Source organism: Cupriavidus sp. P-10, from assembly GCF_003402535.2.
Lineage (GTDB): Bacteria > Pseudomonadota > Gammaproteobacteria > Burkholderiales > Burkholderiaceae > Cupriavidus.
This window is the reverse complement of sequence record NZ_AP025171.1, coordinates 235701-257928: the sequence shown is the minus strand read 5'-3', so window position 1 is coordinate 257928 and position 22228 is coordinate 235701. Positions and strand designations below refer to the sequence as shown.

Below are 22228 nucleotides of genomic sequence, written 5' to 3'. Positions count from 1 at the left end.
GTCAGTCAGCCTGCAATGCCTGGCCATGTAGCACGGCCAGTTCACTCAACACCTGCGTCTCGTGCGCCAGGCTGACCGCGAGGGAAAGCAAGCTCTCCCAGGTCCCCTGGTCCAGATCCACCGGATCCAGATTCGGGGCACCATGATCGCTGGCCATGAGCAAGAGGCCATGAAGCTGTGCCGCACGTTGCACGGCAAGGCTCAACGGATTCTCGCCCGGGCTGTGGGCGGTCACGAGCATGTCGACACCGTTGTGTTCCGCTGTGATGCCGTGATGGCTATGGCTATACATGGCGCACCTCCGCATGGGCGGCTCGGGCGCGCTGCTGCATTGTGCAGATACTGGAGATTGCCAATCGCCCGATATGGGCAAGTAAGGACTGAAGCATGGAAATACCCCCTTTCTCATACAGGTTCAGTGCCGCTCCCCGGGTGTTAATCGGGGTGGGCGGGCGCAAAGCAGGGTTAGCAGACCGGGGAATAGGAGCCGGCGAGCCCGGAGGCTCCCCTGCCAGGGCCCGCCCATGGAAGGGGCGTGCGCAAGCACGGCGAACGTAAGGATACCGCCAGACGGCAGTCGTTCGCCCTATCCCGCGGGCTGCTAAACCCGGTCGCCACAAGCGCAGCGACGAACCCAGTATGAACAGAGGCAGCAAGCGCGAGTATGGGCAAACTCTTAAAAATGCACGCCCAACCGAAACGTCAGAACCCCAAACTCGCCAACAAATCATCCACCTGCGCCTGGTCCGACACCACGTCGGCCTTGCCCTCCGGATTCACCTGTGGCCCGTTCATCAGCGTTGACGGCGCCTGCACTTCCACGCGCCGCTCGGACGGAACATTGTCGATCAGCACCTGCAGCAGCTCCTGCTCCAGCGTGCGGATCATGTCCATCATCTTCTTGATCACCTGCCCGGTCAGGTCCTGGAAGTCCTGCGCCATCATGATGTCGAGCAGGTGGCTGTTGGTAGCGCGGGCCTGCGCCGGCACATCGGTCAGGAAGGCGCGCGTGTCGAGCACCAGCGAGCGGGCGTCGGCCAGCTCCACCGGCTTCTCGAACCAGGCCTCCCAGCGCTTGTCCAGGGTCTCGGCCTGCTGCTCGATGCCGGACTGGATCGGCTGCGCCAGTTCGACCGCGTTCAGCGTGCGCTCGGCGGCCTGCTCGGTCATCGCCGCGATGTAGTTGAGCCGGTCGCGCGCATCGGGAATGGCCTGCGCGGCGCGCTCGATCTCCTTGTCCAGGCCCAGCTCGCGCATATTGTCGCGCAGCATCCGCGTCAGGTTGCCGATGCGCAGGATCAGTTGCTCGGCCGAATCGTTGCTCAGCGTCGGAGTCATGGCAAAGGGCTCCTCTGGATCAGCCGCCGAGTTTCTCGAAGATCTTGGTGATCTTCTCGTCCAGCGTGGCTGCCGTGAACGGCTTGACCACGTAGCCGTTGGCGCCGGCCTGGGCCGCGGCGATGATGTTTTCCTTCTTGGCCTCGGCCGTCACCATCAGCACCGGGATCTTGCCGATATTCGCGTCGGCGCGGATCGCCTGCAGCATCGACAGGCCGTCCATGTTGGGCATGTTCCAGTCCGAGATCACGAACTGGAAGCTGCCGTCCCTGGCCTTCTCCAGGCCGGCGGCGCCGTCCTCGGCTTCCTCGACGTTGACGAATCCCAGCTCCTTGAGCAGGTTGCGGATGATCCGGCGCATGGTCGGGAAATCATCCACGACCAGGATCTTGATGCTCTTGTCCACTTTGAGGGCTCCAGGTAAATGCAGTATTGGCTAGTGGGTCCAGCTTGTTGTTTCAGCTTGTTGTCTGGGCTTGTTCAGGTTTCCGGGCCCGTTCAGACCCGTTGCGCGCGCGTGCCGTACGTGGCCAGGCGCGCCATCACGCGCTGGGTCATCGCCGGCAAGGGCACGATTTCATGCACGCCGCCGGTGGCGATCGCCTCCTTCGGCATGCCAAACACGATGCAGGTTTGCTCGTCCTGCGCCAGGTTGTAGGCACCGGCCTCGCGCATGCGCAGCATGCCGCGCGCGCCGTCCTTGCCCATGCCGGTCAGGATCACGCCGATCACGTTCTTGCCGCCATGCTCGGCGGCCGAATCGAACAGCACGTCGACCGAGGGACGGTGCCGGTTGACCGGCGCTTCCTGCGACAGGTGCGCGACGTAGTTGGCACCGCTGCGCGCCAGGCGCAGGTGCGAATCGCCCGGTGCGATGTACGCATGGCCCGGCAGCACGCGTTCACCGTGCTCGGCTTCCTTCACGGTGATGCGGCACAGCCCGTCCAGGCGCTGCGCGAACGAGCGCGTGAAGCCGGCCGGCATATGCTGCACGATCATCACCGCGGGGCTGTCGGGCGGCAGCGGCATCAGGAATTCCTTGATCGCCTCGGTGCCGCCGGTGGAAGCGCCCAGGATGATCAGCTTCTCGGTCGACAGCAGCGGGCTGCGCAGCATCGGCGCGGGTGCGCTGACGCCGGCTACCGGCTGCGCCGCGGCGCGCACGCGCGCGCGCGACGCGGCACGCAGCTTGTCGGCGATGGTGTCGGTGTATTCGATCAGCCCGTCACGGATGCCCAGCTTGGGCTTGGTGACAAAGTCGACCGCGCCCAGCTCCAGCGCGCGCATGGTGATTTCCGAGCCGCGCTCGGTCAGCGACGACACCATCAGCACCGGCATCGGCCGCAGCCGCATCAGGCGCTCAAGGAAATCCAGGCCGTCCATGCGCGGCATTTCGACGTCAAGCGTCAGCACGTCCGGGTTCAGGCGCTTGATCAGGTCGCGCGCCACCAGCGGGTCGGGCGCGGTGCCAACCACTTCCATGTCGGGCTGGCTGTTGATGATCTCCGTCATCAGGCTGCGGATCAGCGCGGAATCGTCCACGCAGAGCACCTTGATCTTGGCGGCAGTCATAGGAATTCGTGCTCGTGTTGGGTCAGGGAAGCTGGCGCGTGGAAGACTGCCGCGCAAACAGTTCGGGGGCGCGCTCCGGCGCGCGCGCCGGGGTCCTGGCCGAGGTGGCGATGGCCCGCGCCAGCGCGCGTTCGTCGCGCGCCACCGAGACCTCGTCGTCCTGCCGCGTCAGGCGGCGCACCAGTGCCAGCCCGCCGGCCGGGAAATAGCTGACGCGGCGCGCATGGGGCCCGCGCAGGTCCTGCGCCGCGACACGGATCTCTTCGGCCTTGAGGTAGCGCAGCACGAAATCCGCGTTGCGGTCGCCGATGTTCAGCGTGGTCATGTTGGCCAGCACCGCGCCGCCGCCGAAGACCTTGGCCTCCAGCCGCTCGCGCCGGGCGCCCATCTTGAGCAGCTCGTTGATCAGCACTTCGAGCGCGTAGCTGCCGTAGCGCATCGACGGCGACAGCATGCGGTCGGCGCCGGCGCTGCCGCCTTCATCATCGGGCAGCATGAAGTGGTTCATGCCGCCGACGCCGGCGGCCTCGTCGCGGATGCACGCGGCCACGCACGAACCCAGCACGGTGGTCAGCACCACGTCTTCGCGTGTCACGTAGTACTCGTTGGGCAGCAGCTTGACTGCCTGCTTGCCGAACTCGCGGTCGAAGTAGGTGCGGGTGGCCAGCGCCTCGGGGAGATAGGGCGTGCGCATCAGGCCCTTCCCGCCCTGCCAGCATCGGGCGCCAGTTCGTAGACAGTCTGCCCGCGCAGCTGGAATGCGCGCGTGACGTAGGAGAAGTTCTCCGAGTGCCCGGCGAAGAGCAGCCCGTGCGGCTTGAGCAGCGGCATGAAACGCTCCAGGATGCGGCCCTGCGTTGGCTTGTCGAAATAGATCATCACGTTCCGGCAAAAGATCGCGTCGAACTGCTCGCGGATGCCCCAGTCGGGCGCGAGCAGGTTGAGCGGCTCGAACGTGATGGTGGAGGCCAGCTCGGGCTTGACCTTGACCGAGCCCGCGCGCTGGCCGGTGCCTTTCAGGAAGAAGCGCTTGAGGCGTTCGGGCGACAGCCGTGCGACCTGGTCGGCCGAGTACACGCCGCTGCGGGCCTTGGCCAGCACCTGCGTGTCGATATCGGTGGCCAGCACGGTGGCGGCGCGGTCGCCCAGCGCCTCGGCCAGCGTGATGGCGATCGAGTACGGTTCCTCGCCGGTAGACGCCGCGGAGCACCACACGCTGTACGGGCGGCCGATCTTCTTCGCATGCTCGGCCAGCAGCGGGAAATGGTGCGACTCGCGGAAGAACGAAGTCAGGTTGGTGGTCAGCGAATTGGTGAAGAACTCCCACTCGGGCGAGCGGTCATCCGTCTCCAGGATCGCCAGGTACGAGGCAAAGTCGGCCAGCTGCAGCGTGCGCAGGCGGCGTGCCAGGCGGCTGTAGACCATTTCGCGCTTGTGGCTGCCCAGCGAAATGCCCGCGCGCTTGTGGATCAGCGCGCGGATTTTCTCGAAGTCGCGCTCGGTCAGCAGGAAGTCGCGCATCTCGTCACGCCGCGGCGTGACGGCCGGCGCGGAGACGGTGCCCGCCAGGCCCTGGAGGCTGGCGGGAGCGCTGGCGGCAGTGCGGAACGGCGTCATGGCTTGCGTGGCGTTTCGGGTTGCTGCGCGGCGTCAGGCCAGCTCGGCCTCGACCAGTGCCATCTCGGCGCTCGTCATCAGCTTCTCGATATCGATCAGCACCAGCATGCGGCCGTCGATGGTGCCCAGGCCGGTGAGGTGCTCGGTCGAGATCGACACGCCGAACTCCGGCGCCGGCTTGATCGCCTCGCCGGTCAGCGTCAGCACGTCCGACACGCCATCGACCACGATGCCGACCACGCGGCCGGCCACGTTGAGGATGATGACCACGGTCTGGTGGTCGTAGCGCACGTTGCCCAGGCGGAACTTCAGGCGCAGGTCGACGATCGGCACGATCACGCCGCGCAGGTTGGTCACGCCCTTGATGAAATCGGGCGCGCTGGAAATGCGCGTGACGGTCTCGTAGCTGCGGATCTCCTGCACCTTGAGGATGTCGATGCCGTATTCCTCCGACCCCAGCGTGAAGACCAGGAACTCCTGGCCCGAAGCGTCGCTTCCGGGGGTATCGATGTGTCCGATGCCGGCCATGATGTGTTTTCTCTTCCTGTAGTGGGTCGGTTGGTTAGGCCAACGACGAGGCCAACGACGAAGCCAGCGCCGGCTCCTGCCGGCGCACGCCGGTGCGTTGCAGCGCGCCGACATCGACGATCAGCGCCACGCTGCCGTCGCCGAGGATGGTTGCCGCCGAGATGCACGGCACCTTGCGATAGTTGGTTTCCAGGTTCTTCAGCACCACCTGGTGCTGGCCGATCAGCTGGTCCACCAGCAGCGCGAAACGCTTGCCCTCGGCCTGCAGGATCACGGCGATGCCTTGCGTGGGTTCCTGCAGCGCGCCGGCGATGTTGAAGACGCGGTGCATTTCCAGCAGCGGCAGGTACTCGCCGCGCACGTGCATGACGCGGTCGGAGTTGGCGGCGGTGTGCACGTCCTCGGCCTTGGGCTGCAGCGATTCCATCACGCAGTTCAGCGGCAGGATGAAAGTCTCTTCACCGACCTTGACCGACATGCCGTCCAGGATCGCCAGCGTCAGCGGCAGCACGATGCGGATGGTGGTGCCCAGGCCCGGGCGCGAGCTGATCTGCACATGGCCGCCCATCTCCTGGATGTTGCGCTTGACCACGTCCATGCCCACGCCACGGCCGGACACGTCGGTGACGACTTCGGCAGTGGAGAAGCCCGGCGCAAAGATCAGCTGCCAGACTTCCTCGTCGCTGATGTTCTCGGACACCGGCAGGCCGTTCTGGATGGCCTTGGCCAGGATGCGCTCGCGGTTCAGGCCGCCGCCGTCATCGCTGACTTCAATGACGATGTTGCCGCCGTGGTGCTGCGCGGACAGCACCAGCTGGCCGGTCGGCTCCTTGCCGGCGGCGACGCGCTTGTCGGGGGTCTCGATGCCATGGTCCAGGCTGTTGCGGACCAGGTGAGTGAGCGGGTCGATGATGCGTTCGATCAGGCTCTTGTCGAGCTCGGTGGCCTTGCCGAAGGTGACCAGGTCGATCTGCTTGCCGAGCTTGCTGGCCAGGTCGCGCACCAGGCGCGGGAAGCGCGAGAACACGTAGTCCATCGGCATCATGCGGATCGACATCACCGCTTCCTGCAGGTCGCGCGCGTTGCGCTCGAGCTGGCCCATGCCGGAGAACAGGCGGTCGAACAGCACCGGGTCGAGCGACGACGCGGTTTGCGCCAGCATCGACTGGGTAATCACCAGTTCGCCCACCAGGTTGATGATCTGGTCGACCTTTTCGGTCGGCACGCGGATCGAGCCTTCGCCGTGCGCGGCGGCGGGGGCCGGCTTGGCCTTTTCTTTCTCCTTCTCCTTCTCGCGCGCGGCGGGAGCAGGAGCGGCCGGTGCTGCCGCGGCCGGCGCCGGAGCCGGCGCGGGTACTTCGGCCGGTGCCGCTGCCGCTGCCGCTGCATCGCTGGCGGCTTCGATCGCGATCTGGTCCATGTCGATCACGAAGCAGCACACCGCAATGATGTCGTCGGCGCTGCACTGGGTGTTGAGCCACACCACCAGTTCGCCGTTGACCTCCTGCTGCCCGGTGATCTCGCCGAGGTTGGCGAGTTCTTCGCGCAGCAGCGCCTGGTCGTTGGCGGAGACCTTGATCAGCCGGATCTTCAGCGCACCGCCTGCCGCGGCTGCCGGTGCGGCAACGGGAGCCGCAACCGGGGCGGCGACGGGTGCCGCGGCCGGAGCGGCCGCCGATGCGCCCGCCTGGCCAGCGGCTTCCTGCGCGAGCTGCTGCAGCACGGCGCAGATGCGCACCAGCGTTTCCGGATCGGGTTCGGTGCCGTTGCGGTAGGCGTTGAGCTGATCTTGCAACACGTCCTTGGTTTCCAGAAAGGTGTCGATGATGGTCCTGGTCAACGCCAGTTCCTGCCGGCGCGTGCGGTCCAGCAGGTTCTCGAAGATGTGGGTGGTCTCGGTCAGCGCCGCGAACCCGAAGGTAGCGGCTCCGCCCTTGATCGAATGGGCCGCCCGGAAGATCGCGTTCAGATGCTCGGGATCGGGAGACTCGATGTCCAGGCCGAGCAGCAGCTGCTCCATTTCCACGAGCAGTTCTTCCGCTTCTTCAAAGAAGGTCTGGTAAAACTGTGTGATATCGATATCGACAGACATGGCGTCCTGACTCACTAAGTTACTGCGCTAGGCGCGGGCGCCGCCGGTGCGGCCGCGCTTGGTGGTTTGCTGCGTCATGGCTTGCGGCCCTGCGGTGCCGAGGCCGGCGCTGCCGCCGGCGCGGAGGCCGCGGCCAGCCCAGCCTGGATTTCCTGCGCGGCCTTGCCGGCCTGCGCCGCCACCGAGACCTCGGCCGCGCTGGCGTTCTCGGCCTCGAAGCGCGCCTGGGCCTTGTGGTTGAGCACGACGATGCTGATGCGCCGGTTGACCGGCGCCAGCAGATCGTCCTTGTCCAGGGGCATGGTCGCCGCCAGGCCCAGCACGCGCAGCACCTTGCCTTCCTGCATGCCACCCGCGATCAGTTCGCGGCGCGAGGCATTGGCGCGGTCGCTGGACAGCTCCCAGTTGCTGTAGGTGCGCTCGCCGTTGGAATAGTTGGCCGCGTCGGTATGGCCGGACAGGCTGACCTTGTTCGGCAGCTCGTTCAGCACCGGGCCGATCTCGCGCAGGATGGTGCGCATATAGGTCTCCACGTTGGCGCTGCCGGTGCGGAACATCGGCCGGTTCTGCGTATCGAGGATCTGGATGCGCAGGCCTTCGCTGGTGATGTCGAGCAGCAGCTGCGGGCGGAACTGGCGCAGCATCGGGTTGCTCTCGATGAGCTGTTCGAGGCGCTGCTTGAGCGCGCGCAGGCGCTGCCCTTCCTGCAGTTCGTTGCGGCGCTGTTCCTCGCTCGGATCGTTGTCGCGCGCGCGCATGACCTCGCCGTCCTTGCGCATGACGTCCATGCCGCCGCCCGGGATCACGCTGGGCGACTGGCTGCTTTTCTCGCCGCCGACGACCGCCACCTTGAGCGGCATGCGGAAGTATTCGGCAATGCCTTCCAGCGTCTTCTTGTTGGCGCTGGACAGCAGCCACAGCACCAGGAACAGCGCCATCATCGCCGTCATGAAATCGGCGTAGGCGATCTTCCAGCTGTGGTTGCCGTGCGGCCTGGCGTGCGATTTCGCCCGGCGGACGATGATCGGACGCATATCGTGTGCGCTGCTCATGAGGGTGCCTCCTGCCTTGCCGCGCTCAGTTCAGGCTCTTGACTTCGCGCACGTGGTCGTCGAGCTCGAGGAACGACGGCCGCACCGTGGAGTACAGCACCTTGCGGCCGAATTCCACCGCGACCAGCGGCGCGTAGCCGTTCAGGGAGGCGAGCAGCACCACCTTGATGCACTCGTAGACCTTGACGTTCTCGGACACCTGCAGCTCGATGCGCGCGGCCAGCGGCGAGATAAAGCCGTAGGCCAGCAGGATGCCGAGGAAGGTGCCGACCATGGCGTGCGCGATCAGCGCGCCGAGCTCGGCCGGCGGCAGGTCGGCCGAAGCCAGCGCGTGCACCACGCCCATCACCGCGGCGACGATGCCGAAGGCGGGCAGCGCATCGCCGACGCGCGACAGCGCATGGGCGGGAATCTCGGCCTCATGGCGGAAGGTCTCGATCTCGTGGTCCATCAGGGCCTCGATCTCGAAGGCGTTCATGTTGCCGTTGACCATCATGCGCAGGTAGTCGGTGAGGAATTCCATCACCACCGGATCCGACAGGATGCGCGGGTACTGGCTGAAGACGCTGCTGGAGGCGGGATCCGCGATTTCCTTTTCCAGGAACAGGATGCCCTCGCGCCGTGCCTTGGACAGCAGCACGTACAGCAGCGACATGACGTCCAGGTACAGTTCCTTCTTGTACTTGGAGCCCTTGAACAGCCCTGGCAGGGCGCGGGCGGTGGCCTTGATGGCCTTGGTGGTGTTGGTGGCGATGAAGGCACCGAAGGCAGCGCCCCCGATGATCACGAATTCCGCCGGTTGATATAGCGCGCCCATGTGGCCGCCGGTCATGGCGTAACCGCCAAGCACCGCGACAACCACGACGACATAGCCAAGAACTACTAGCACGATGGGATCCCCGTCAAAAAACGCGCGTCAATCACGCACAATGGCCCGCGCACGGGCGAACGGGGAGTGGTCCGTCCGCCAGCGCTGCAAGCTTGCCGGCCGGCGGACCTAAACCAGGATCAGGCGTTGGTCTGCACGGCGGCGGCGTCTTTCGAGAGCTTCTTCACTTTCCCTGCGCGCGAGGGCGGACGGCACAGGCTGCACACGAAGTTCGCGTGCGGCTCATAGGCGTGCGTGACGAACTGTCCGCCGCAACACGTGCAGCTGGACAGCTGCAGCATATTGCTCTCGAAGAACCGTACTAACGTCCAGGCACGCGTGAAACTTAAGACAATTTCACCGCCGAGAAGCGAAACGTGTTCGAGGTACAGGCGATAGGCAGCCACCACGGCGCGGATGCCCACGGTCTCGCCTTCCTGCACCATGAACTGATGGGCAGAGAAGAACAGCGACGAGTGGATATTCGGCAGCCAGGTGGTGAACCAGTCCGTCGAGAAGGGCAGCATGCCCTTGGGAGGCGAGACCCCGCGCAGTTCCTTGTACAGGCGGATGAGCCGGTCGCGCGACAGCGTGGTCTCGGCTTCAAGCACCTGCAGGCGCGCACCCAGGCCGATCAGCTCGATGGCGAGCTGGGTCTGGTTGGCATCCTGGAGAACGCTCTTGCGTGGGACGGCTGCGGAGGTGGCCGTGAAACTCCGGTTCGGCTCGGCCTTCAGCAGCGCGGTCAATTGAGTGACTCCACAGGCTGACGAGCCAGCAGGATCGCGGCGTGGATCTGCTGCATGTCATGGCTCTTGGCCGTGTGGGTGAGTGTGGACAGAAGCGCATGATCGTCGAAGCGGAACCTGCACAGCACCATGTTGGATGCCGCGAGCTTGACGAGTTGCGCCGAAGTCAGCTTGCCAAGGATATCCGCGATTTCCTTGCTGACCCCGAGCCGGAACATGGCTTCGACCTGGTTTTCGCGCACGAGTCGTTGCGCGAGCAGCAGATAGGCGAGGTTAACCTCCCTGATCTCCTGGAGAACTTCACTGCTTTCCAATTTTTCCCCGCTACCAAAAACCCACCGTTGCCGCTTGTCCGGCGCTTACCAGGCCCGAGGGCTCCGGCGACCAGATCGTTTGTTTGCGGCTGGGCGGGTACAACGTACGACTTAAAGGAACTGCGCCCGTGTCACACTGTTATCAGCCCCGTTACAAGTGTTACAGAGTGTAAGTGAGACTGGTACGTTTATATCGGCAATCCGCCCGCAATGCCAATCCCTACTTACGCGGGGGGGATGCAAATGTCGTACGAAACATACATGGCTTGGCGCATTTTGTAACATTTCACAGGCGTGTAGCTTTGATTTCGATCAACGCTGTAACGCAATCGTCATAGCAGCCAAACGCGCGAGACCGTCACTTGGGTGCCTGATGGATTCCTCTATTGACGAAGTGCGCGCGTGGTGGTGAGCGCGCATGGCATTCCCCTGCCCTGTCCGAAAACGGCATGTCCGAATTGCGCGCGCTTGAGGACGCGCGCCTCTACCTGGCGATCACCTGCCGCTCATCCGCCGCTCATCCGCCGCTTATCCGCCGAACATTCGCCGCAGCCACGCCGCCAGCCGCGCAAAGACATCGTCGGGCTCGTCGCGGAAGAGCGAGGGACGCGAGCGTTCCACCTGCTCCAGCACGCGCGCGGCTTCTTCCGGCTGCACCGAGCCATACTCGAGCGCCAGGCCCAGCATGCCGCGCAACTCGCCCACGCGCGCGCGGCCCGCGGTCTGGTTGTCTTCAGTCTGCAGCGCGTACATCAGGTCATACGCGCGCTGGCGCAGGCTTTCCGCCAGCCGCCATGCCGGCGTGCGCATGCGCTCCTCCAGCAAGCGCACGTCTTCGGCCGAGGCCGCGACCTGGGTCGCCAGCGCTTCAGTGAAGGCGGCGTCGGCCCCGCATTCGGTCAGTACCTTCGCGGCCCATTCGCGCGCATGCGCAAGCCGCTGCTCGCCCGTCCAGTCCGGCTGCACCGCCAGGCCGAAGCCGAAGCGCCGCGCATCGCGCATCAGCGCCGCCAGCGCGTTGGGCAGCTGCTTGTCGAACACGCGCCGGGCCCAGCCGTACTCGCCGCCGGACAACAACCGGTTCACGGCGCGCTCGGTCAGCGGGCCATCATGTTGCAGCAGCCTGGCACGCAGGAAGTCGTTGAACTCGGGTGGCAGGAACTCGCGGTCCAGCCGGGTCGAGACACCGATGAACTGGTCGAATTCCTTGCGCAGCCTGTACGCATCGTCAGGCGGCAGGGCCAGGGTGATCTCGTTCGTCATAGCATTGCCATCACGGGCCGCGCCGCGGCCCGTGGTTCCGGTAGAAAGCGCCGGTGGATCAGAACGCGCTCCAGTCGCCGTTGTCGGCACCTGCCAGCGCGGGGCGCGGCGTGCGTGCGGCGGTGACCGATGGCGCTGCCTGGGCGGCCTCGGCGGCTTGCGGCGCGCCGGCTTCGGCGGATGCCGCTGCCGCTGCCATTGCTACACCCGGAACGGCCGGGGCCGCGCGCTTGCGGGGAGCCAGCGTGCGCGCCTTGCCCGCCGCCTTGCCCGCTGCCTTGCCCGAAACTGCGGCGGAAGCCGAAGCGGTCGCCGGCAGCGAGAACGATGCGTGCGCGTCCTCCGCCGCCAGCCTGAACATTGCCACCGCGCCCTGCAGTCGGCCGGCCTGCTCTTCCAGCGCACCAGCGGCGGCCGCGGCCTGCTCGACCAGTGCCGCGTTCTGCTGCGTCACCTCGTCCATCTGCGCCACGGCCAGGTTGACTTGCTCGATACCCGAGCTCTGCTCGGCCGAGGCCGCGCTGATCTCGCCCATGATGTCAGTCACGCGCTTCACCGCCTGCACGATCTCGTCCATGGTCTTGCCAGCCTGGCCCACCAGCGCCGAGCCGTTGTCGACGCGCTCGACGGTATCGCCGATCAGGCCCTTGATCTCCTTGGCCGCGTTGGCGCTGCGCTGCGCCAGGCTGCGCACCTCGCCCGCCACCACCGCAAAGCCGCGGCCCTGCTCGCCGGCGCGCGCGGCTTCCACCGCGGCGTTCAGCGCCAGGATGTTGGTCTGGAAGGCAATGCCCTCGATCACGCCGATGATGTCGACGATCTTCTTGGACGCATCGTTGATCTCGTCCATGGTCTGCACCACGCGGCCCACCACTTCGCCGCCGCGCAGCGCGGTCTCGGAAGCATTGGCCGCCAGCCCGCTGGCCTGGCGCGCATTGTCGGCGTTCTGGCGCACGGTGCTGGTCAGTTCCTCCATGCTGGACGCGGTCTCTTCCAGCGACGCGGCCTGCTGCTCGGTGCGCTGCGACAGGTCGTTGTTGCCCGCGGCAATTTCACGCGAGGCCGTGCCGATCGATTCCGCCGACTCCTTGAAGTCGCGGACCATGTGCGACAGCTGCTGCTGCATCTGCTGCATGGCATAGACCAGGCTGCTCTTGTCGCCGGCGCGCGTGGCCACCGGGGCGGAGAAGTCGCCATCGGCGATGCGCTTCGCGATCTCGGCCGCATAGCCCGGTTCGCCGCCGAGCTGGCGCGACAGCCCGCGCGCCAGGAACACGCCCAGCAGCACCGACAACGCAACCCCGCCCAGCACCAGCGCCAGCATCCACACCCGCGTGGCGTCATAGACGCTGCGCGCCTCTTCATTGTTGCTGCGGGCACGGTCATCGCGGCGCTTCACCATCTTCGCCATCACTTCTTCCAGCGCATGGCTGTCCTTGAGCAGGTCGGCGCTCTCGGAGAACACCTGGCTCTCGAACTGCGAGGTATCCAGCGGCTGCTTGCTGACCAGCTCGACGTACTTTTCCATGCGTGCGCGGAACGCGGGCGACAGCTCGTGGTACTGCTTGACCAGCGCCTTGCCTTCAGGCTGCTCGAAGGCCTTGGCGACCTGCCGGATGCGTTCGTCCATCACGCCCAGCGACCTGGCGATCTGCTCCTTCTCGGTGGCGCGCTCGCCCATGGTCGACGCCGACAGCAGGCCGATCTGCGCACGGCTGGCGTAGACCAGGTTGATGTTGGCGTCCTGCACGGCCTTGAGCGCCTGCAGGTCGCCGTGATAGATCTTGCCGGTCCACTCCGCCATGCGCCCCATGTTGATGACGCCCAACAGCCCCATGACGGCGCCGATCACCGCGACGACCAGGAATCCGGCAACCAGCCTGGTCGTGACGCGCAATTGATTGAACCACTGCATAGCAACTCCCCCTTGTTACTGATAGCTTCGTACTAAGCCTGTGCCCTGGAGCGGGCCACCGCTTCGCGCTGCGCGGCCGGCAGGCGTTGCGGGCGCACTTCGGCCTGCATGCTGACGCGGAAGGTGGCGACGGCATCGCGCAGCCGCAGTGCCTGCTCTTCCAGCGAGCCTGCCGCCGCTGCCGCCTGTTCCACCAGCGCTGCGTTCTGCTGCGTGCCTTCGTCCATCTGCGCCACCGCCCGGTTGACCTGCTCGATGCCGGCGCTCTGCTCGGCCGACGCCGCTGTGATCTCGCCCATGATGTCGGTGACGGACTTCACCGCCTGCACGATCTCGTCCATGGTCTTGCCAGCCTGGCCCACCAGTGCCGAGCCGTTGTCGACGCGCTCGACGGTATCGCCGATCAGGCCCTTGATCTCCTTGGCCGCGTTGGCGCTGCGCTGCGCCAGGCTGCGCACCTCGCCCGCCACCACGGCAAAGCCGCGGCCCTGCTCGCCGGCACGCGCGGCTTCCACCGCCGCGTTCAGCGCCAGGATGTTGGTCTGGAAGGCAATGCCTTCGATCACGCCGATGATGTCGACGATCTTCTTTGACGCATCGTTGATCTCGTCCATGGTCATCACCACGCGGCCCACCACTTCGCCGCCACGCAGCGCGGTCTCCGACGCATTGGCTGCCAGCCCGCTGGCCTGGCGCGCGTTGTCGGCGTTCTGGCGCACGGTGCTGGTCAGTTCCTCCATGCTGGACGCGGTCTGCTCCAGCGACGCGGCCTGCTGCTCGGTGCGTTGCGACAGGTCGTTGTTGCCAGCCGCCACCTGGTGCGTCGCAGTGGAAATGCTGGCCATGCCTTCCTGGATTTCATGCACCACCGACAGCAGGCTGCGCTGCATGGTCTGCATCGCCTGCGCCAGCGCGCCGATCTCGTCGTCGCTGCGATGTTCGTAGCGCGTGGTCAGGTCGCCCGCACCCAGGCGCAGCGCAAAGTCCAGCATGTCGCCCACCGGCCGGTGCACGCGCGCCAGCAGCATGGTGCCGGCCGCGAACGAGGTCGCCAGCGCCAGCGCGAAGCCGCCCCACAGCCACGGGCGCAGCGTCGCGGCGCCCGCCGGGTCCAGGATCTCGACCGCCGCCAGCGCGGCCAGGAACCACACCAGCCCGCCCGCCTGCGCCCACAGGATGCGGCGTTTCAGGTTCATGCGCAGCGCGCGCTGCGCCAGGCCAGCCAGCCCGGTGCGCACCACGGCGCCGTTACGGATCGCCAGCCCCGCGGCGCGTCCTGCGCGAAAGCGCGCATACAGCGCGCCGGCGCCTTCGATCTGCTCGCGCGAGGCCATCGAACGCACCGAGGTATAGCCGACCACGCGCCCGTCGACGCGCGTCGGCGTGACGGTGGCATTGACCCAGTAGAAGTCGCCGTTCTTGCGGCGGTTCTTGACCACGCCCATCCAGCTGCGGCCGGCTTCCAGGTTCTGCCACAGATCGGCGAATGCCTCGGGCGGCATGTCGGGGTGGCGCACCAGGTTGTGCGGCGCGCCCATCAGTTCTTCCGGCGCATAGCCGCTGGCCTCGATAAAGGTGCGGTTGGCGAAGGTAATACGGCCCTTGAGGTCCGTGCGCGAGATCAGGTAGTCCGAGGCTGAGAGCTGGTATTCGCGCTGCGTAACGGGTTGGTTGTTTCGCATGGATGACATCGATACTGCTTGGCCCGAAGAAACCATGGCTGCCAGGCATGGCGCAATTCCGGGCAATACGATCCGGCAGGCGCGGTACGCCGGCCGGACGGCGGGGGCAAACAGGCAGGTGTGGCAGGAATCAGGCCACGGCGTCGAGCGCGGCCAGTTCTTCGATATTGAGCAGCTTCTCGATATCGACCAGGATCAGCATGCGCTGCTCGACCGAGCCGAGGCCGCGGATGTAGTCGGTGGCCAGCTCGCCGGAAAAATGCGGCGTGGGCTTGATCTGTGCGGGTGTCAGCGTCAGCACGTCGGAGACGCCGTCGACGACGATGCCGGTGGTGCGCTCGTTGAGGTCGACGATGATGACCACGGTGTACTGGTCATAGGTCACGTCCGGCTGGCGGAACTTGATGCGCAGGTCGACGATCGGCACGATGATGCCGCGCAGGTTGATCACGCCCTTGATGTAGTCGGGCGCATTGGCAAGCTGGGTGACCGACTCATAGCCGCGGATTTCCTGGACCTTCAGGATATCGATGCCGTACTCTTCGCGGCCCAGCGTGAAGGCCAGGAATTCCTCGCCCGCGCCTTCGTTCACGCCTGCCGCGCCGCTTGCCTTGCCGATATGCTTCATCGTCAGCCCCCCAATCTGGTCATGCCGGTTTCCTGGCGCATGGCGCCGGGGCGTGATTTCGCCCACCAGTGTTTACGGCAGCAAACGGGGTGACTGAAGGGCGACGCGGCGCCTTCCTTACCCTTCCGACGAGGGGTGGGTGGGCGCGAGCAGCGCCGCCACGGCCTGCATCAGCGCATCGGGATCGAAGGGCTTGGGCAGGAAGCCCGAGGCGCCGGCGGCGCGGGCCTGCTCGCGGATGCTGCTGTCATGCTCGGTGGTCAGCATCAGGATCGGGATGGCGGCGTAGCGCGCGCTGGCGCGCAGTCGGCGGATCAGGGTCAGGCCGTCCATGCCGGGCATGACCTGGTCGGTGACCAGCATGCCGAAGGCGGCATCGTCCGCCGCAGCGGCATCGGCCAGCGCGTGCGCCTGTTCGCCGTCGGCGGCCTCGGTGACGTCGAAGCCGCCGGCGCGCAGGCATGCGCCGATCATGCGGCGTAGCGAGGGAGAATCATCGACGACGAGGATGCTGGGCAATGACATTGGCGCCTCCGTTGGCAAGGCTCGGTTGATCCGCCGAATGCTGAAGCAGGTGCTTGGCGCCGGGTGGCGCGGCCGGCGACGGACGGGCCGGTGCAGGGCCGCGCTGCAAGCGCGTGCGCCCTGCCAGCGTGGATATCGGCATGGCAGGCGCGACGCTTTAGCGTTTCTGGCGTTTTTTCGGCTTGGTGTTCCTGCGTGCGGCGCGGCGCTCAGGCCTGCTGCTGGCCGCGCAACGCGTCGGCAAACCCCGCCGCATCGAGCGGCAGCGACAGCAGGAAGCCCTGCACCTCGTCGCAGCCCATCTCGTTGAGGATTTCCAGCTGCGAGGCCGACTCGACGCCTTCAGCCACCACCTTCATGCGCAGCTCGTGCGCCAGCGCGACCATGGAGCCGACGATGGCGCGCCCTTGCGCATCGGTGTCGAGGCCGCCGATCAGCGTGCGGTCGATCTTGAGCGTGCCCACGCGCAGGCGCTTGAGGTAGCCCAGGCTCGAATAGCCGCTGCCGAAGTCGTCCAGCGCCACCTGGATCCCGAGCGACTGCAGCTCGGCCAGCGTCTCCAGCGACTTGCCGATGTCCTTCATGGCCGCGGTCTCGGTAATCTCCAGCGTGATCGCCGACGGCGGGATGTCGTGCTGGTGGATCTGCTCGAGCAGGTACTGCGGGAAATTGCGGCTGGCAAAGCGCAGCCCTGACACGTTGATCGCCACCGGCACGGTCGGCAGGCCGGCGTCCTGCCACTGGCGCAGCTGGCGGCAGACGCTGGTCAGCACCCAGTCGTCGAGCTTGTCGATCTGGCCGGACTGCTCGGCCACGGCGATGAACTCGGCCGGGCTGACCTGGCCCAGCGCGGGATGGCGCCAGCGGCACAGCGCCTCGGCGCCCACCAGCGTGCCGCGGCGGGCGTCGTACTTGGGCTGGAACTGCAGCGACAGCGCATCGTCCTCGATCGCCAGCCACAGGTCGCGGCGGATCACGCGGGTGCGGCGGGCGCGCTCGCCGGCGGCGCTGTTGAACAGGCGCACCTGGTTCGAGCCACTTTCGCGCGCCTCGGCCAGGCTCACGCGCGCGGCCTGCATCAGCGCCTCGGAGGTCTGCGCGTCACGCGGGTAGATGGCAATGCCGATATTGACGCCGATCTGCATCTGCAGCCCGCGCGCGGCGATGAACTCGGCCAGCGAGCCCAGCATGCGCGAGCCCAGCTCCTGCGCGCGGCCGTGGTGCACCAGCTCGGGCACGCCGACGGCGAACTCGTCGCGCGCCAGCCGGGCAAGGAAATCGTGCGGCTCCAGCACGGCCTGCGCGAGCGCGCCGGCGTCCTGCGCCAGGATATCGTCGGCGCGGATCTCGAAGACTTCGTCGACCTCGCGGTAGTCGGCAATATGGATCAGCAGCACGGCGCAGGCGGTATCGGCGAGCCGCGCCTGGGCGATGGCCTGGTCCAGCCAGCGGCCGAACGCGACGCGGTCGGGCATCACGGTGGCAACGCTGTACTCGCCCACCGTGCCCTGCCCGCGCGCGGTGGCGCGCACCGTGAGCCGGCCGGGAATGCGCGCGCCGCGCCGCACCAGGCGCGGTTCGGCACCGCGCGGCAGGCTCGTGGTGCCGTCGTCGGCCAGGTCTTCGGCAAGGCTGGCCTCGGTGCGCGACACCGGCAGCCAGCCGCGCGACTGCGCCCGGTGCAGCACGAACATCAGCGCGCACAGCGCGGTCAGCCCGCCTGCGAGCCAGGCCGGGTGCGGCAGCCCGGCCGCGTCGATGCAGGCGCGTGCCGAGGGCGCGCCGGCGCCGCAGGCCCGGCCCAGGTGGGTGCCGGCCGCGGCCACCATGCCGGCGCCGGCGACCACCGCCAGCAACGCCGCGCCGCGCCACAGGCGCGCGCCCTGGCGCAGCCACTGCAGCAGCAGCTTGGCGGCGGTGGTGGCGGCCGCGGCGGCGGCGAAGCTGGCTGCCATCTGGGCGGAGTCATTGGCCGCCGGCACGCTGCCCGACAGCACCACCACGACCACGGGCAGGCTCACGGCCAACTGCGATAACAGCGCCGCCGACCAGGTCAGCGTGCGCAGCGACCGGCTTCCGGCGCCCTCGTCCGCACGCCCGGCGCGGACGCCAAGGGCGGCGGCCACGCCCAGCAGGGCGGCGAGCAGCAACAGGACGGTACTCAGGGCAATCATTGGGCTGCGCGGTGATAAAGTAAATGCGCGAAGACGGACCCGACGCGGGACAAACCTCGCATCATGGCATCTTGCGGTCGCCGTGTGAACAACACAATACGGGGGTCCCCTGCCGGGGACACCTGTTTAGAACGCACTCCAGTCATCCTCGCTGCCGGCAGCGACCGCCGCGGGGCGCGCCACCGGACGGGAGGCGTCGGCCGCACGGGCCCCGGCAACGCGCGGCGTGGCCGGGGCAGTGGCCGGGGCAGTGGCCGGTGCAGCGGCCGGCGTGGAGCGCAGCGGTGCAGAACGCTGTGCCGAAGCCACGGCACCGCCGGCGAGGGTAAAGACCGAAACCACGTTTTTCAACTTCTGCGCCTGCTCTTCCAGCGCCCCGGCCGCGGCCGCGGCCTCTTCCACCAGCGCGGCGTTCTGCTGCGTGACCTCGTCCATCTGCGTGACGGCCTGGTTGACCTGCTCGATGCCGGTGGTCTGCTCCAGCGACGCCGCGCCGATCTCGTTCATGATGTCCGTCACGCGGCGCACCGCCTGCACGATCTCGCCCATGGTCTGGCCGGCTTCCGCCACCAGCCGGGTGCCGCTCTCCACGCGCTCGCCAGACTCGCCGATCAGCGCCTCGATCTCCTTGGCCGCCGAGGCCGAGCGCTGCGCCAGACTGCGCACCTCGCCCGCCACCACGGCAAAGCCGCGGCCCTGCTCGCCGGCGCGTGCCGCCTCCACCGCGGCGTTCAGCGCCAGGATATTGGTCTGGAAGGCAATGCCCTCGATCACGCTGATGATCTCGACCACCTTGCGCGACGCGCCGTTGATCTCGTTCATGGTGTCGACCACGCGGCCGACCACGTCGCCGCCCTTGAGCGCAATCTGCGAGGCTTCGCTGGCCAGCACGCCGGCCTGGCGGGCATTGTCCGCGTTCTGGCGCACCACCGTGGTCAGCTCTTCCATGCTGGCGGCGGTCTGCTCGAGCGAGGATGCCTGCTCCTCGGTCCGCTGCGACAGGTCCTGGTTGCCGGTGGAAATCTGCTGCGTGGCCGACGCCATCGAGTCGGCGCCGGTACGCACTTCGGCCACGATGCCCGACAGGCTGGCCTGCATCGCGGCCAGCGCCTGCATCATGCGGCCGATCTCGTTCTTCGAGATGCTGGTGATGCGCGAGGTCAGGTCGCCGCGCGCGATGCGCTCGAACACGGCCAGCGCTTCCTGCACCGGCGTGACGATGGCGCGGTTCAACGTCACCGTGCATAGCACCGCCACCACCAGGCCCAGCACGATCAGCGCAACCGACAGCGTGCGAGTGTTGTCGAAGCTGGCCTGCGCGGCGTCGAAATTGGCCTGGCCGGCGCTCATCTGGAATTTCTGCAGCGCTTCATGCGCGGTGGACATGCTGCGTTGCAGGTCGGGCAGTACCTTCCTGGCCAGGCGCACCGCCTCGTCCTGGTTGCCGGCCAGCGTCGCCTGCTGCAGCGGCAAGACGCCCTGCTCGAAGAACGCCTGGCGCAGGCGGCCGAGTTCGGCGGCCAGCGCCTTTTCCTGGTCGTTCTGCGGCAGGCTGTTGTAGCGTTTCCAGGCCGCTTCGGAAGCATCGACGAACACCCTGGAGCGGTCCACGTTGACCTTGGGATCGTCCGGCTCGCCCAGCATCACGCTGCGGTCCAGCGCCAGGCGCATGCGGGTGGTGGCCAGCATGGCGTCGCTCAGCGCGATGGTCGAAGCCAGCTGGTTGGCATACGTATCCTTGAGCGAGTCATTGCTGGAGGAAATACCGTGCAGCCCGGCACCGCCGACCAGCAACAGCAACACCGACAGCATTCCCATGGCGCCCCGTAACAGGGTCTTGATCTGGATATTGTTGTGCAAAGACATTGTTGAAAGGAAAACGTAAGCAATCCGCGAGGCACACCCCTGGCCTCGTTACGGCAGGACCTGTCACCCCCTTGATCCGCCCTGCCCGGATAACGGCGTGGCCCATCCGGACCTTGAGCAGCCACGCGCGGGCGCGCCGGCAAATGGGCGGCAATTAACCGGAATGTCGGATATACGGCACGCCGCGTGCCATGCATGTAAGCAAACGCTTTATTCACCGAAGCGCCGGCGATTATGGCCATTTGATTTCCACGCGCGTCGGCGCATGCCGGCCGGCCCCGGTTGGCGCGCGTCGAGGTCGGCGACACCATTTATGTGCAAGCGCTGTGTGCAGGTGCTATGTGCAGGTGCTATGTGCAGGCGCGGCGGAGTGTAGCGGCGTTACGCCGTGGGCATCGGCGCAAATCGGGTGGGCGACCGGAATGGTTCACGAAAGTTCACTGCAATATCGGCAGCAAGAATTTTCGTAAAAACCATGCCTGAATAGCAGCCCGGCATTTGCAGCCGCCCGTTACCCCGTTATAATTCTTTTCAGCATTTCAGCACACCTACAGCGCAACTGCGCGACACCCCCGCAGTATCGACACCCACGCATATCACCCCACCGGAAACCGAGGACGCAATGGCGACTTATCAGGAAATCGTTCAGAAAATCAGTGAACTGCAGAAGCAAGCTGAGGAAATCAAGGCGCGTGAACAAGCTTCGGTGATCTCGGATATTCGCGAGAAAATCGAGCAATATGGCCTGACCGCTGAAGACCTGGGTTTTGGCACGAAAGCGCAGGCCGGCAAGAAGGTAGTCAACCGCAAGGTGCCGGTGCGCTATCGCGACAGTGCCGGCAATACCTGGACCGGCCGCGGCAAGCGCCCGGGCTGGCTGACCCAGGCCCTGGCCCAGGGCAAGACGGTCGAGGACTTCCTGATCCGCTGAAGCGCGACCCGGTCTATGGCAAAACGCCACGGTTGCATGCCGTGGCGTTTTTGTTTTCAGGCTCAGGCGTCGAACCCGCGCGGGTTCATTGACTGCCAGCGCCACGAGTCCTGGCACATGCGCTCGATACCATATTGCGCGCGCCAGCCCAGCAGCTGGTTGGCCAGCGCGGGATCGGCATAGCAAGAAGCAATATCGCCCGCGCGGCGCGCCACGATCTCATATGGCACCGGCTGGCCGCTGGCCCGCTGGTAGGCATCGACCACCTCCAGCACGCTGTAGCCGCGGCCGGTGCCCAGGTTCACGGTCAGGCCACGTCCCTGGTCGCGCAGGTAGACCAGCGCCGCCAGGTGGCCGTCGGCAAGGTCGCACACGTGGATATAGTCGCGCACGCCAGTTCCGTCCGGCGTGGGGTAGTCGCCGCCGAATACCATCAGTTTCTCGCGGCGCCCGCCGGCCACCTGTGCCACATATGGCATCAGGTTATTCGGGATCCCGCGCGGATCCTCGCCGATCAGGCCGCTTTCATGCGCGCCGACCGGATTGAAATAACGCAGGTAGGCAATGCGCCATGCCGGATCCGATTTTTCAAGGTCGCGCAGGATTTGCTCGCCCATGAGCTTGGTCTGGCCGTAGGGATTGGTCGAGGACAGCGGAAAATCCTCCAGGATCGGCACCGCATGGGGATTGCCATAAACCGTCGCCGAGGAGCTGAACACCAGTTGTTTCACCCCGGCCGCCCCCATGGCGGCGCAGACTGTCAGCAGGCCGTCGAGGTTGTTGCTGTAATACTCCAGCGGCTGGCTCACCGATTCACCCACCGCCTTGAGCGCGGCAAAATGAATCACGCCGCTGATGCGGTGTTCGGCAAAAAGCCGGTCCAGCAAGGCACGGTCGCGCACGTCGCCCTCGACAAAATGCGGGGTCTTGCCGGTAATGGTGGCCAGCCGCTCGATCACCACCGGGCTGCTGTTGCACAGATTATCCAGTCCGATCACGTGGTAGCCGGCATTGAGCAGCGCGACCCAGGTATGCGAGGCGATATAGCCGGTGGCACCGGTAAGAAGCAGAGTTTCGGGCATGGGAAATAAGCGTCGGATTTCGATTCAGGGCC

Annotated in this window: 21 protein-coding genes; 1 reads left to right on the top strand and 20 read right to left on the bottom strand. The window is 66.6% G+C overall.

What is annotated here, in order from left to right; all coding sequences use genetic code 11:
- Position 1 precedes the first annotated feature (1 nt).
- The 19 genes from CTP10_RS18315 to CTP10_RS18225 all read right to left on the bottom strand — a co-directional run bounded on the left by CTP10_RS18315 (position 2) and on the right by CTP10_RS18225 (position 20183).
- The gene (locus tag CTP10_RS18315; RefSeq protein ID WP_199414559.1) at positions 2-292 is read right to left on the bottom strand and encodes a hypothetical protein; all 291 of its coding nucleotides are present in this window, start codon (positions 290-292) and stop codon (positions 2-4) included.
- A gap of 410 nt (positions 293-702) precedes the next feature.
- Entirely contained in the window at positions 703-1338 is a 636-nt protein-coding gene (gene cheZ, locus CTP10_RS18310) for a protein phosphatase CheZ (RefSeq protein ID WP_116318866.1), read from the bottom strand.
- A 19-nt stretch (positions 1339-1357) separates the two neighbouring features.
- Entirely contained in the window at positions 1358-1699 is a 342-nt protein-coding gene (gene cheY / locus CTP10_RS18305; RefSeq protein WP_216621516.1) for a chemotaxis response regulator CheY, read from the bottom strand.
- A gap of 137 nt (positions 1700-1836) precedes the next feature.
- A complete protein-coding gene (locus CTP10_RS18300) occupies positions 1837-2910 on the bottom strand; it encodes a protein-glutamate methylesterase/protein-glutamine glutaminase (protein WP_116318868.1) in 1074 nt (357 codons plus the stop codon).
- Between the two features lie 22 nt (positions 2911-2932).
- Entirely contained in the window at positions 2933-3604 is a 672-nt protein-coding gene (cheD, locus tag CTP10_RS18295; RefSeq protein ID WP_116318869.1) for a chemoreceptor glutamine deamidase CheD, read from the bottom strand.
- The gene (locus tag CTP10_RS18290) at positions 3604-4527 is read right to left on the bottom strand and encodes a CheR family methyltransferase (RefSeq protein ID WP_116318870.1); all 924 of its coding nucleotides are present in this window, start codon (positions 4525-4527) and stop codon (positions 3604-3606) included. The genes cheD and CTP10_RS18290 overlap by 1 nt, the downstream gene beginning before the upstream one ends.
- 33 nt (positions 4528-4560) lie before the next feature.
- Positions 4561-5055: a chemotaxis protein CheW gene (locus CTP10_RS18285; RefSeq protein WP_116318871.1), complete on the bottom strand. Its 495-nt coding sequence runs from the start codon at positions 5053-5055 to the stop codon at positions 4561-4563.
- A 34-nt stretch (positions 5056-5089) separates the two neighbouring features.
- Positions 5090-7147 carry a chemotaxis protein CheA gene (gene cheA / locus CTP10_RS18280; RefSeq protein ID WP_116318872.1) on the bottom strand — a complete coding sequence of 686 codons (2058 nt, stop codon included), beginning with the start codon at positions 7145-7147 and terminating at the stop codon, positions 5090-5092.
- A gap of 74 nt (positions 7148-7221) precedes the next feature.
- Entirely contained in the window at positions 7222-8199 is a 978-nt protein-coding gene (gene motB / locus CTP10_RS18275; protein ID WP_116318873.1) for a flagellar motor protein MotB, read from the bottom strand.
- A 25-nt stretch (positions 8200-8224) separates the two neighbouring features.
- Positions 8225-9088, bottom strand: coding sequence for a flagellar motor stator protein MotA (gene motA / locus CTP10_RS18270; RefSeq protein ID WP_029049989.1), 864 nt, complete (start codon positions 9086-9088; stop codon positions 8225-8227).
- Between the two features lie 119 nt (positions 9089-9207).
- Positions 9208-9816 carry a flagellar transcriptional regulator FlhC gene (flhC, locus tag CTP10_RS18265; RefSeq protein WP_116318874.1) on the bottom strand — a complete coding sequence of 203 codons (609 nt, stop codon included), beginning with the start codon at positions 9814-9816 and terminating at the stop codon, positions 9208-9210.
- Complete coding sequence (gene flhD / locus CTP10_RS18260; RefSeq protein ID WP_022537455.1) at positions 9813-10130, bottom strand: flagellar transcriptional regulator FlhD; 318 nt, start codon at positions 10128-10130, stop codon at positions 9813-9815. The genes flhC and flhD overlap by 4 nt, the downstream gene beginning before the upstream one ends.
- Before the next feature lie 528 nt (positions 10131-10658).
- Complete coding sequence (locus CTP10_RS18255; RefSeq protein ID WP_116318875.1) at positions 10659-11393, bottom strand: DUF4088 family protein; 735 nt, start codon at positions 11391-11393, stop codon at positions 10659-10661.
- 58 nt (positions 11394-11451) lie between these two features.
- Complete coding sequence (locus CTP10_RS18250) at positions 11452-13308, bottom strand: methyl-accepting chemotaxis protein (RefSeq protein ID WP_116318876.1); 1857 nt, start codon at positions 13306-13308, stop codon at positions 11452-11454.
- A 32-nt stretch (positions 13309-13340) separates the two neighbouring features.
- Positions 13341-14990 carry a methyl-accepting chemotaxis protein gene (locus CTP10_RS18245; protein ID WP_116318960.1) on the bottom strand — a complete coding sequence of 550 codons (1650 nt, stop codon included), beginning with the start codon at positions 14988-14990 and terminating at the stop codon, positions 13341-13343.
- A 130-nt stretch (positions 14991-15120) separates the two neighbouring features.
- The gene (locus tag CTP10_RS18240; protein WP_116318877.1) at positions 15121-15618 is read right to left on the bottom strand and encodes a chemotaxis protein CheW; all 498 of its coding nucleotides are present in this window, start codon (positions 15616-15618) and stop codon (positions 15121-15123) included.
- Positions 15619-15735: 117 nt separating this feature from the next.
- A complete protein-coding gene (locus CTP10_RS18235; RefSeq protein ID WP_116318878.1) occupies positions 15736-16143 on the bottom strand; it encodes a response regulator in 408 nt (135 codons plus the stop codon).
- 209 nt (positions 16144-16352) lie between these two features.
- The gene (locus CTP10_RS18230) at positions 16353-18317 is read right to left on the bottom strand and encodes a putative bifunctional diguanylate cyclase/phosphodiesterase (protein WP_116318879.1); all 1965 of its coding nucleotides are present in this window, start codon (positions 18315-18317) and stop codon (positions 16353-16355) included.
- Positions 18318-18443: 126 nt separating this feature from the next.
- On the bottom strand, positions 18444-20183 hold the full coding sequence (locus CTP10_RS18225) for a methyl-accepting chemotaxis protein (RefSeq protein ID WP_116318880.1): 1740 nt from the start codon (positions 20181-20183) through the stop codon (positions 18444-18446).
- 622 nt (positions 20184-20805) lie between these two features.
- Here CTP10_RS18225 and CTP10_RS18220 point away from each other — a divergent pair.
- Positions 20806-21114 carry an H-NS histone family protein gene (locus tag CTP10_RS18220; RefSeq protein WP_116318881.1) on the top strand — a complete coding sequence of 103 codons (309 nt, stop codon included), beginning with the start codon at positions 20806-20808 and terminating at the stop codon, positions 21112-21114.
- Positions 21115-21176: 62 nt separating this feature from the next.
- Here the strand turns inward: CTP10_RS18220 and galE are convergent, their stop codons facing one another.
- Complete coding sequence (gene galE, locus CTP10_RS18215) at positions 21177-22196, bottom strand: UDP-glucose 4-epimerase GalE (RefSeq protein ID WP_116318882.1); 1020 nt, start codon at positions 22194-22196, stop codon at positions 21177-21179.
- Positions 22197-22228 lie beyond the last annotated feature (32 nt).